Consider the following 9220-nt stretch of genomic DNA (forward strand, 5'->3'; position numbering starts at 1 on the left):
GGTCGTCGTATCCGGACCCGGGACGCGCGCGCCTACGAAACGATCGCGTCCCGGGTTCTCCAGTGAAGGAGGAACCCAGTGTCCCTACCACTGACCTTGATCGCCATCAGCGTGGTGGCGTTCACCCTCGGCCCCCTCACCACCTGGCCGATCATCCACCGCCTGCGTACCAAACTCGCCGACGCCACCTGGGCGTTGGCCCACGACCCGCTCACCGGGATGCTCAACCGCGCCGGCCTGCACGCCGCCCTCACCCACCTCAGCCCCGCCCAGCCGCTCGTCGTCGCCCTGATCGACCTCGACGACTTCAAACACGTCAACGACACCCACGGCCACGACCTCGGCGATGACCTCCTGATCGCCGTCGGCAACCGAATCACCGACCTCGCCGCACTCCACGACGGCGCCGCTGCACGCCTTGCCGGCGATGAGTACGCAGCGCTCCTACCGGCCCGCACCGACGACCTCGAGCGCGTCGCCGACACCTTCGCCACGATCATCGCCCAACCCGTCACCCTCCCCGCCGGCGACGGCACGGTCACGCTCACCGTCACCGCCAGTGTCGGCCTCGCCCTCGCCGACACCACCGACTGCCTCACCGAGGTGGGCCTGCACCGGGCCGACATCGCCATGTACCACGCCAAACGCAACAGCCGCAGCCGCTACGCGGTTTACCGCCCCGGCATGACCATGCCACCCGCGCAGCACCGCCGCGGACCGCGCATGCGCGACCGGCGTCACCACACCGGCCAGGTGACGGCATGAACGCCCCGCGGGAGGAGATGGCCTGCCAGGTCTGCCTCGCCCCGCTGAACACCCTCGGCATGCCACCCACCTACGTACACCCCGCCCACCTGGCCACCGACGGCCACAACCCCACCCCGGTACCGGTCAGCCGGCTCGACACCGTCCACCGCAGCTGCGACTTCTGCGGCGACCCGTACCCGATCTGGACCCTGCACGGCGGCAACGTCAGCGCCATCGCCGTCAGCCCCACCGCAGGACTCGTTCAGAACTTCGGCCACGCCTGGGCAGCCTGCGCCGCCTGCCACACCCACATCGACGACGGCCGCCACGACAAGGTCGTCGACCGTGCCGCCCGGGCGCTCGGCCTCAGCGACCACCCGCAGGCGCGACAGCGCGTTGAAGAACTGCACCGGGCGTTCCTTGACGCCCGACTGCCCGGCCGCACGCTCATCACCACCACCGCGTGGCCGGCGACCACCATCACCGCCGCGGAGGTGCCGAAGGTTCGCGACCGGCTCAGCCGCCTCTACCGCAGCCCCGACGAACTGCCTGCGGCGCTACGGATCGCCGAAGCACGCGCGGAGATCGCCGCCGGCCTGGACCAGTCGCACCTGTACTGGATCGACAACGACTTCACCGACCTTGCCGAGCACGCCGCAGCCCAACTCCCTGACGTACCTTTCGACCGCGACCTCCTTCCCTCCACCAACGGCCTGATCATCTGGGCGCGCCCAGTGACACGCCGTCAGCTCACCGCGGCGTCCTGGACCGACACCAACGAAGGCTGGCACCTGGTCCTCTACCGCACCATCGGCGCCGGCCTCGACGGCAAACCGCTGCAGCGGCTACGCGAACAGGTCGGCTGGCTCGCACCCATGAGCGCAGCCCACGTGCCCCGGCAGCACCTCATCACCGGCGACCGCCCTGCTGAAGCGCTGGTCGCGACATGGCTCCTCACCGCGCAGAAGGCCGCAGAGATCACGACGGCAGGAGTCAACAAAGCGGTCGCCAAGGCCTACGCCCGGGCCAAGCGACCCATACCGGAGGTACGCATCGTGCACATCCGCGGTCGCCGCCCAACTCCACCGCCAGTCAGACGAGCGACCGCGGACGGCACCGAGCTCGCCCAGACCAGCCGGTTCTGGGTGTCCGGCCACTGGCGCAACCAGGCCCACGGCCCAGGCCGATCACTGCGCCGCCCCGTCTACATCCACCCGTTCCTCAGAGGTCCCGACGATGCGCCGATCAAGCTCAGCACCACCGTACGCATGCTCAGCAGCCGACGACCGAAGCCGGACGGTCGTGAGTAGGTAGCGACGACGCCGGTGGCAGGGGCGGACTGGCCCCTGCCACCGGCAGCAGAGGAGCTCCATCGCCGAGCATCGGCGGGGATTCCAACGTCTGTTCGCCGTCCGACAGCGCTTACTCGTCACGCGGTGTCACCGGATACCGGGTTGCCTGGCTGGCCACCCCTGCGGAACCCTCTCCGCATGATCGATACACGGGTGCTCGGCGAGGGCGATTGGGAGATGTGGCGGGAACTGCGGCTCGCTGCGCTGGCGGAGGCCGGGTATGCGTTCGGTTCGCAGCTGGCGGACTGGCAGGGCGACGGCGACCGCGAGGAACGCTGGCGCGATCGATTGGCCATCCCCGGCTCGTACAACATTCTGGCGATGCTCGACGGGCAACCGGTCGGGATGGCCAGCGGGGTGCCGACCGACCATGACGGGGTCGTGGAGCTGATTTCGATGTACGTGGCGCCCGTGGGACGTGGCCAAGGGGTGGGCGACCATCTCGTACAGGCAGTTGAGCAATGGGCCCAGCTGGTGGGCGCGCGGACGCTGCGGCTGGCGGTTGTAGAGGACAACACGAACGCCTGGGCCCTCTACCAGCGGAACGGCTTCCGTGATACGGGTGAACTCGGCGATCTGATGCCCGACGGCGTGCGCCGCGAGCGCATTATGGCCAAGAGCCTCGTGGGCTAGCCTCGGTCTTTCACTTGAGTGTGGCTTTATAGCCGCTTCTCGATGGGACTGATTCGCGTGGTTGTCGCTGTTTTGGTCGCATGTTGAGGACCCGGCGCGGGGCCGGGTTCCTCCGTGTTGCTGGTCGTGGCGTGAAGCCCGGGGTCAGCCGGTAGGTCGGGGTAGCGCGGCGAGTTTGCTGAATGCGCTGGTCAGGGCGTCGGTCCAGGGCCAGTTGGCGGCGATGGCCAGGCGGGTTCGCCGGGCGGTGCGGGTGATCCGGCCCGCGACGTGCAGCAGCCGGTAGCGCAGCTTCTTCGGCTCGGCGGTGGCCAGCTCGCCGTCCAAGAGCAGGACCTGGGTCCAGGAGAGCAGGTCGATGCCGGTCAGGGCGAGTTGGAGCCAGGCCTGATTGATCGCGAAGTGCCGGGACGGGAACCGGCCGAAGCCGGTGTTCTTCCCGCAGCGGATCCGATCCTCGACGCGGGCGTGGCCGCGGTGGCGGGCCTCCAAGAACTGGACGCTGCCGCCGCCGGGTGGGGTGTCGGTGGCGACGATTTGATGCCGCCAGCCTTCGATGGTGTCGAACAGCGACAGCTGGGCGCCGGGGTGCGGGCGTTCCCTGCGGACAAGGAACCGGGTGCCGTCGGGCCAGCCGGTCGGGTCGAACAGGCCGGTGATCTCGCAGACCTCGGCATGCTCGCGCAGGTCACCGTCGGTGTCCACGGCAGGAACCCACCCGGTCGCGGCCCGGATCGCCTCACGCACTGGTTCGGTGATCGCGGCACCGACGGAGAACCGGATGTCCAGGTGCTGGTCGCGCAAGGATCGGATGTGGGCGAGGAACCTCTGGCTGGAACCGGCCGAATCGGCGCGCAGCAGGATCGGGGTGCCATACCGATGCTGGTCGGGGATCTGGGCGAGGGCTTGGTCGAGCACCGTGATGTGATCGGCGGTGGTGTTCGAGCCGGCCCGGCCTTCGCGCAGCAGCCCGGCGAGGGCTTCGCCGGTGTTGTCCAGGAAGCACAGCAACGGATGGAAGCCGAAGGTCTTCTTCCAGGTGCGAGTCGCCGATTCCTTCTCCGAGTGGCAGAGCACGATCGTCGCGTCGATGTCCAGGATCAGCCCGTTGACCGGCAGGCCGGCCGCGGAGGCCTGTGGCAGGTCACCGCGGGTGTCGAAGTGTTGGGCCCAGGCGATCTCGCGGGCCTGGGCCCGAGCCGACCGCAGCACGGCGAGTGCCGCCTCGTCCAGTTGCGACAGCAGCCGCCAGGCGGTCGGGTCGGAGGCGACCGGCCCGAACAGGCCGGCCTGGTTACGCAGCACCGCCAGGTCGGCGATAGCCTCGCCGCCGTCGGCCAGCATCACCGCCAGATCGACGGCGATCCGGCCCGGGTCGTGGCCGCGCTGCCGATGCCGCAGCTCGGCCAGGGCCTGACTGAACGCGCTGGTCAACCCGGTCGCATCAGCGAGGTCGGCGAGCAGGCGGGCACCGGCATGACCGACCACGCCCCGCCCACCCCCGGTCACCATGATCTTCGGACGTGTTGCGGTAACCTTCACCCAGCAAGTGCCTTCCGTGACGGGTCAACAGGACTCTCGACAAGCCCTATTTTCCCTGATCAGAAGGCACTTCTTCGTTCTCGGTCCACTCCTTGGACAGCCCTTAACGAAGGGCCGAGGCTAGTGGTGGGCTGGCAGCCGAGGGCCTGTAGCCGCACGTCGCACCGTCGGTAGCCAGCAAAAGGGAGACCGTCTAACCCATCTGTCAAGCGCAGCCGCCGGGTTGTCGGCCGCCGGCTGCCGGCGATGTCGGGTCTCGGGACCTCCGTGACGGATCAGGCTCGGGACCTGGGTGGCACGTTCGGCTAGACGATCTCTCGCTGTCACGTCCGGGCTCGTGGCGATGTCGCGCGGATCCTGAGACCAGCGCGACGCTCGAGCGCGCTCGGTAGGGAGCGCTCTCGATTCGCTGGCGGAGAGTAGCTCGATCGGGATCTGGGAATACCAGGGCCATGAATCGTTGGCGGAGGGTAGCGGCCACCATCCTTGCCGCAGTCATCGGTGGTCTGCTGTCCGCGCTGTTGACCGGCTGGAAACATCCGGTGATGACCCTCGCTATCTGGTTGGTCATCTGGGCGCCTCTGGTCTACTTCGGCCTCTACTGGTTCGGAGGCAGACGCATCCAACGACGTGAGCCGAAGTAAGGTTCCTTTCCCGCTCCTCCATAGCTGTAGAACAGAAAACCGCACCGGCGGAGTGTCACGAAGGTCCTGATACCGATGTGTCACGCAGGTCCCGAGACCGGACACGGCGATGCACCTGCGACGCCCAATCGATCCCGGCCACTGACCCGATCTTCACGGCAACCCTGCGTCCGCTCGTCCCGAGGGGGTTCCCGGTAGCAGCGTTGGTGCTGGTCGCTCACTGCACGGCGCTCAAAGCGCATGGCCCTATCGCCAGTCTCAACGCCGGGCCGCCGAGCCCTGCCTCACTCCTATTGGCCCTCAAGGGGCAAGCATCAGCAGCAGCAGTGACTCGGCGGCAACCGGGCTTTGCACCGACAGGCTGACAGCAGCCGGCAGGGACCAGGGTCGACCAGTGAGCATCGGGATGGCAGGGTTAACGGTGGTTGAGGCGCGACCTACGTTGGACGTCATGAGCGATAGGGACGAAGCCATGGGGTTTCGGCATGAGCGTTTGGCAGGTCCGACACCGGGATGGCCCACGCCGCTCGGTGGGTGGCCGTCGTGGGTCTGGGATGCGCCCTACGACGGTACCCGTCATCCGCAGTCCCGCCCGGTTTTCCCGCTGAGCGCGGGTGCGAACTGCCAGCGGTATGCCTACTCTGTCCTGGCGTTATTCGATCTCTGCGTGCCGCCGTTGCGTTCCAGTGAGCTTTGGTCAGCCATCGAGCTGGAGCCCGTCACCTTGGACTCGATCAGGCCCCTCGATTTAGTCCTTTTCGACTCTACTCTGAACCCGTATGGCGCTCATGTGGGCGTGGCTATGCCGCAGGACGAGATATTGCACCTCTGTAAAGAGATCGGGCGGCCTGCAATCTGGCCCTTATCCTCGTTTGAGCGTAGGGAGCGCTACAAGACGTTTCTCGGGGGCCGGCGGGTAACCGTACGGCCGGAGTATGCCTGAATTTGGTCTACCCGTCGCTAACGCTAGCTCGCAGGGACCAGTGGGCGCGCCAGGTCCGCAGGACGAAGGGGTGAAGCTCGCCGGAGCGTCAGCAGGAAGCCAGCAGAAGCGGTGATATCCGTTGGTAAGCCCTGACAGAGGACGACGGGCGCTGAGTGAAAGACGACTAGCGTTGCCGCTTGTCGATGACGCTCAGCGCCCGTCACCCGCCTTTGCAAGGCAGAGCCGTTAGGCAGCGATCCGGCCGGCAGCCGTCGAGCGGTCGCCCGCCGCGAAGGCCGCCGAGCATCTGAATGTGTCTACCATCCATACCGTGGATGACGGTATCGGCCTACCCGCATCGAGGGCTCGGGGTGAACGGCAGGGCGTCGAGCGTCTTAGTCTGGCGCTCCTGGCAGCCGCCGTAGTCACGATGTTGCTGATGGCTGCCGCTGGTGGCCTGTGGTGGAGTCGCCGCGATGCCGCGGTAGCTCCGAACGCTCCGCAGGATGGCAAGATCGGGTGTCCGATCTTTGGGGAGGATCGCGCCTCGTTCTGTGGCAACCTCGCGCGAGACAGTAGCCGTCGAGCCCCCATCTCAGACGATCAACGTCAAGGGGTCGAGCACGTGGCCGAACCAGTGCGTACCGCGGCTTCTCATGCCGGCTGGTGCACCTCGTCCAACGACCTCACGTGCGCGCGCCGGCCACCATCGCATCCGCCTACTGGACAGGACGTCAACGCGGCGCGGCTCTGGCTGGCGCGAACCGGGGCGTCGGCCGTCGACGCGCGACTGGCCCGGGAAGGTGACCCCGCTCCGGTCGGCTCTCTGTTGTACGCGGCACAGTTCGAAGCGGTGTGCGTGGTCGGCTACGTGGAGTCGGTGCCCGGAGGTGCCGGCGCCCAGCGGGCGGTGGGCCTTCTGTCAAACGGCAACTGCCTATAGCCGATCTTCGGACTGCCCGCGGCCTTCGGGGTTCGAGCTCAGCCCCACCTTGAGCCCGTGCCCGATCCGTGCCCGATACAGCGGTCAACATCGGCCAGCGGAGGTCGATCGCAGAGCTTGACCGAGTCGCTCATGCTTCAACGACCAGGGAGCACCAGGCCGGGAGGCAGCGACTCAACCCAATTCCCAAGCTGGGGCTATGCACCTTCCAAGCTGACCGTGCAGGCCATCGGGCAAGCTTGAGCGGTGGATGTGGAGACGGTGCGTATCGAGGGCTACAACGAGGTTCTGGCGCTTCATCGGATGCTCATGGAGTGCAAGTCCGACGATCTCGGGAGTGTCTACGCTGGCAGCCTTTCACCGCTGCTATCCAGCACCGTTTGGCCGATGCTCTTGAGGCCGCCGACCCGGGCCAGGGGTGGCATGACTGGCGGAACGCCGACGGTCATCCTCACCGCGTCGAGGCCGTCGGTGCCCACCTTCCCCGAGCAGGTAAGTGGTGGCATGACGCCAACGAGGAGCAGCGCGCGGCCTACGTGCGAGACATCCGCGCGCCGTTGCGGCCCTCACCGGAGCAGCTTGCTGAGCTGACCGCGATCGCGTCCGATTGCCGGCTGGGTGACTAACCGAATGACGATAGGCGCGGACGCCAGTGGACAAGCATGGACGATGACGGACCGCGACTCCAGACGAAGGGCCACGGAACAACAGCTTACGTGGCCCTGTTGGTTGCCTGGGGGGCAAGGAGTCGGTGGCGCTGGCTAGCCCTCGGGCGCAGTCGTCCGGCATCCCCGTGGCTGTCCTTAGGATCGAATCATGCCGGTGCCGCTAGATGAGCTGATCGCTTGCAGCGAGGGACACCTCGACGACAGGGACGTTAACCGCTTCCTGCTGGCCTACGAGCGCGATTGCGGCAGCCTGAGCTGGGCTGGCGGGTGCGTGGAAGCGTTCGACGAGGTCGACTCGGGTGGCGCGCGGCAGATCGGGCTCACGTACGCTTTTCCTAAGCCCGGACCATGGGTGACGCCTGCGATGGAAAGAAGCCTCTTTGCCGAGCTCCGCTGGCTGGTGGCGTGGCTGGAGGAGATCTCAGGCGACCTTGAACTGGTGTTTGTGCTTCGCTACGACCACCGTGAGATCGGTTGGATACGCAAGGGCGTCACCGACGACGCCATCCGCGAAGGGCTGATCGCCGTTTGGGAGCGCGACTTGGAGCGCTTGGAACGCGACTCGCCGACGCGATAAGTAAGGACCTCGGCTGGTGCCGTTCAGAGCTGATGTGAGGATCGCTAGCGCCCACCCCACGCCGTTGGGGTGTCTGCCGACAGCTGCGGTGACAGCAACGGGCTCGGACGAGCGCAGTGGCCAGCGGCCGGGCGCAGACAGCCGCCCGAGGTCGCGGATGCGGACGGACCCCACCGGACGACGCGCCCAGAACTTACAAGCGAGGGGTCGTCGCGGTGGAGCTACAAGACGCAAGCGCGCGGTGGCGCAATAGGGCTGCGTCCTCATCGCCGGTCAGCCAGGATGACGGGGTGCCTGACCTTGTGTGGGACGACGCCAAGAACTTCTTCGACCCGGACCTGATGGGTGCGTTGCCAGACGTGCGTGTCGAAGATGCCTCGGTGGACGACTGGCAGACGGTCTTCGACCTGCTCCAGACGCAGGGCTGGGAGTGGGAGTACTCGGTGGGTAACCAGGTCGTACCACTTCCTCCAGCAACCGAAGTACTGGCGCGACCCGCTGACGCTGAGCTGCCGATCTTTCGGGTGTGGCCGGTTCCCGGCGTCCTGGTCAACTTCTGGCCGTACTCGGCGGTCGAGATCGACTTCGACATCGACCTACGGGAACTGCAAGGTCAGCAGCGACTGGACATGCTGTGCGAGTTTTTTGCGGCGATTGGGCGCAGGCTGGGCAAGCCGGTCTTGATGGCTCCCGAGGGCGACTACGGACATCCGGTGCTCGGCTTCGATGTAAAAGCGGACCGTGTCGTGCTGCTGGCCGACCCACGATTGCCCGGCGAGGGCACAACGCAGCCCCTTGGTGGGTGACTAACTGGGGGACGATCGGCGCGGACAGTCGTGGACGCCCACGGACGTCGAAGGACCGTTGCGCCAGCTTCGCCCTGGTGTGATGGCAGGTCACGGCCCGTTGTTGGTTGCCTGGGGGTCAAGGCGTCGTCCGGGGCACACCTGGGGCACAAGACAGTGTGAAACGTCGACAAAGAGGCGGAGAACGATGTGAGTCGAAGGCGGGGCGTGACCAGCGCGCCGATGATGTCACCGCAGGTCACGCGATCGCCCGTCTAAGTTCCGCTTCAACTCCCCGAGTTGATCGCCACCCTTAGAGGCCGCGCAAATAGGTCAGTGGGGATCGGGCGGGTAGGAGACGGGCACAGGCATCAGTGATCATGAAGGTTCCTACGCCTAGTGAT

General features: G+C 66.9%; 6 protein-coding genes. 5 read left to right on the forward strand and 1 reads right to left on the reverse strand.

Annotation, left to right across the window (positions count from 1 at the left end):
* The first annotated feature begins 78 nt into the window (after positions 1-78).
* The 3 genes from ACWEVO_RS20385 to ACWEVO_RS20395 all read left to right on the forward strand — a co-directional run bounded on the left by ACWEVO_RS20385 (position 79) and on the right by ACWEVO_RS20395 (position 2732).
* The gene (locus tag ACWEVO_RS20385; protein ID WP_452309102.1) at positions 79-765 is read left to right on the forward strand and encodes a GGDEF domain-containing protein; all 687 of its coding nucleotides are present in this window, start codon (positions 79-81) and stop codon (positions 763-765) included.
* Positions 762-2057 carry a hypothetical protein gene (locus tag ACWEVO_RS20390; protein ID WP_452309103.1) on the forward strand — a complete coding sequence of 432 codons (1296 nt, stop codon included), beginning with the start codon at positions 762-764 and terminating at the stop codon, positions 2055-2057. The genes ACWEVO_RS20385 and ACWEVO_RS20390 overlap by 4 nt, the downstream gene beginning before the upstream one ends.
* Positions 2058-2237: 180 nt before the next feature.
* Complete coding sequence (locus tag ACWEVO_RS20395; RefSeq protein WP_452309104.1) at positions 2238-2732, forward strand: N-acetyltransferase family protein; 495 nt, start codon at positions 2238-2240, stop codon at positions 2730-2732.
* A gap of 144 nt (positions 2733-2876) precedes the next feature.
* On the opposite strand, the gene ACWEVO_RS20400 is transcribed toward ACWEVO_RS20395, so the two are convergent.
* Complete coding sequence (locus ACWEVO_RS20400) at positions 2877-4274, reverse strand: IS1380 family transposase (RefSeq protein WP_452309105.1); 1398 nt, start codon at positions 4272-4274, stop codon at positions 2877-2879.
* Between the two features lie 3328 nt (positions 4275-7602).
* Here ACWEVO_RS20400 and ACWEVO_RS20405 point away from each other — a divergent pair.
* Together ACWEVO_RS20405 and ACWEVO_RS20410 are read left to right on the forward strand one after the other, a co-directional pair.
* A complete protein-coding gene (locus ACWEVO_RS20405; protein WP_452309106.1) occupies positions 7603-8031 on the forward strand; it encodes a hypothetical protein in 429 nt (142 codons plus the stop codon).
* A gap of 290 nt (positions 8032-8321) precedes the next feature.
* Positions 8322-8837, forward strand: a complete 516-nt coding sequence (locus ACWEVO_RS20410; protein ID WP_452309107.1) for a hypothetical protein — start codon at positions 8322-8324, stop codon at positions 8835-8837.
* Positions 8838-9220 lie beyond the last annotated feature (383 nt).

This window comes from Micromonospora sp. NPDC003776, assembly GCF_053605645.1.

Coding starts and splice junctions, on each gene's coding strand:
- ACWEVO_RS20390 (WP_452309103.1), top strand. CDS start 762: ATGAACGCCCCGCGGGAGGAGATGGCCTGCCAGGTCTGCCTCGCCCCG.
- ACWEVO_RS20405 (WP_452309106.1), top strand. CDS start 7,603: ATGCCGGTGCCGCTAGATGAGCTGATCGCTTGCAGCGAGGGACACCTC.
- ACWEVO_RS20395 (WP_452309104.1), top strand. CDS start 2,238: ATGATCGATACACGGGTGCTCGGCGAGGGCGATTGGGAGATGTGGCGG.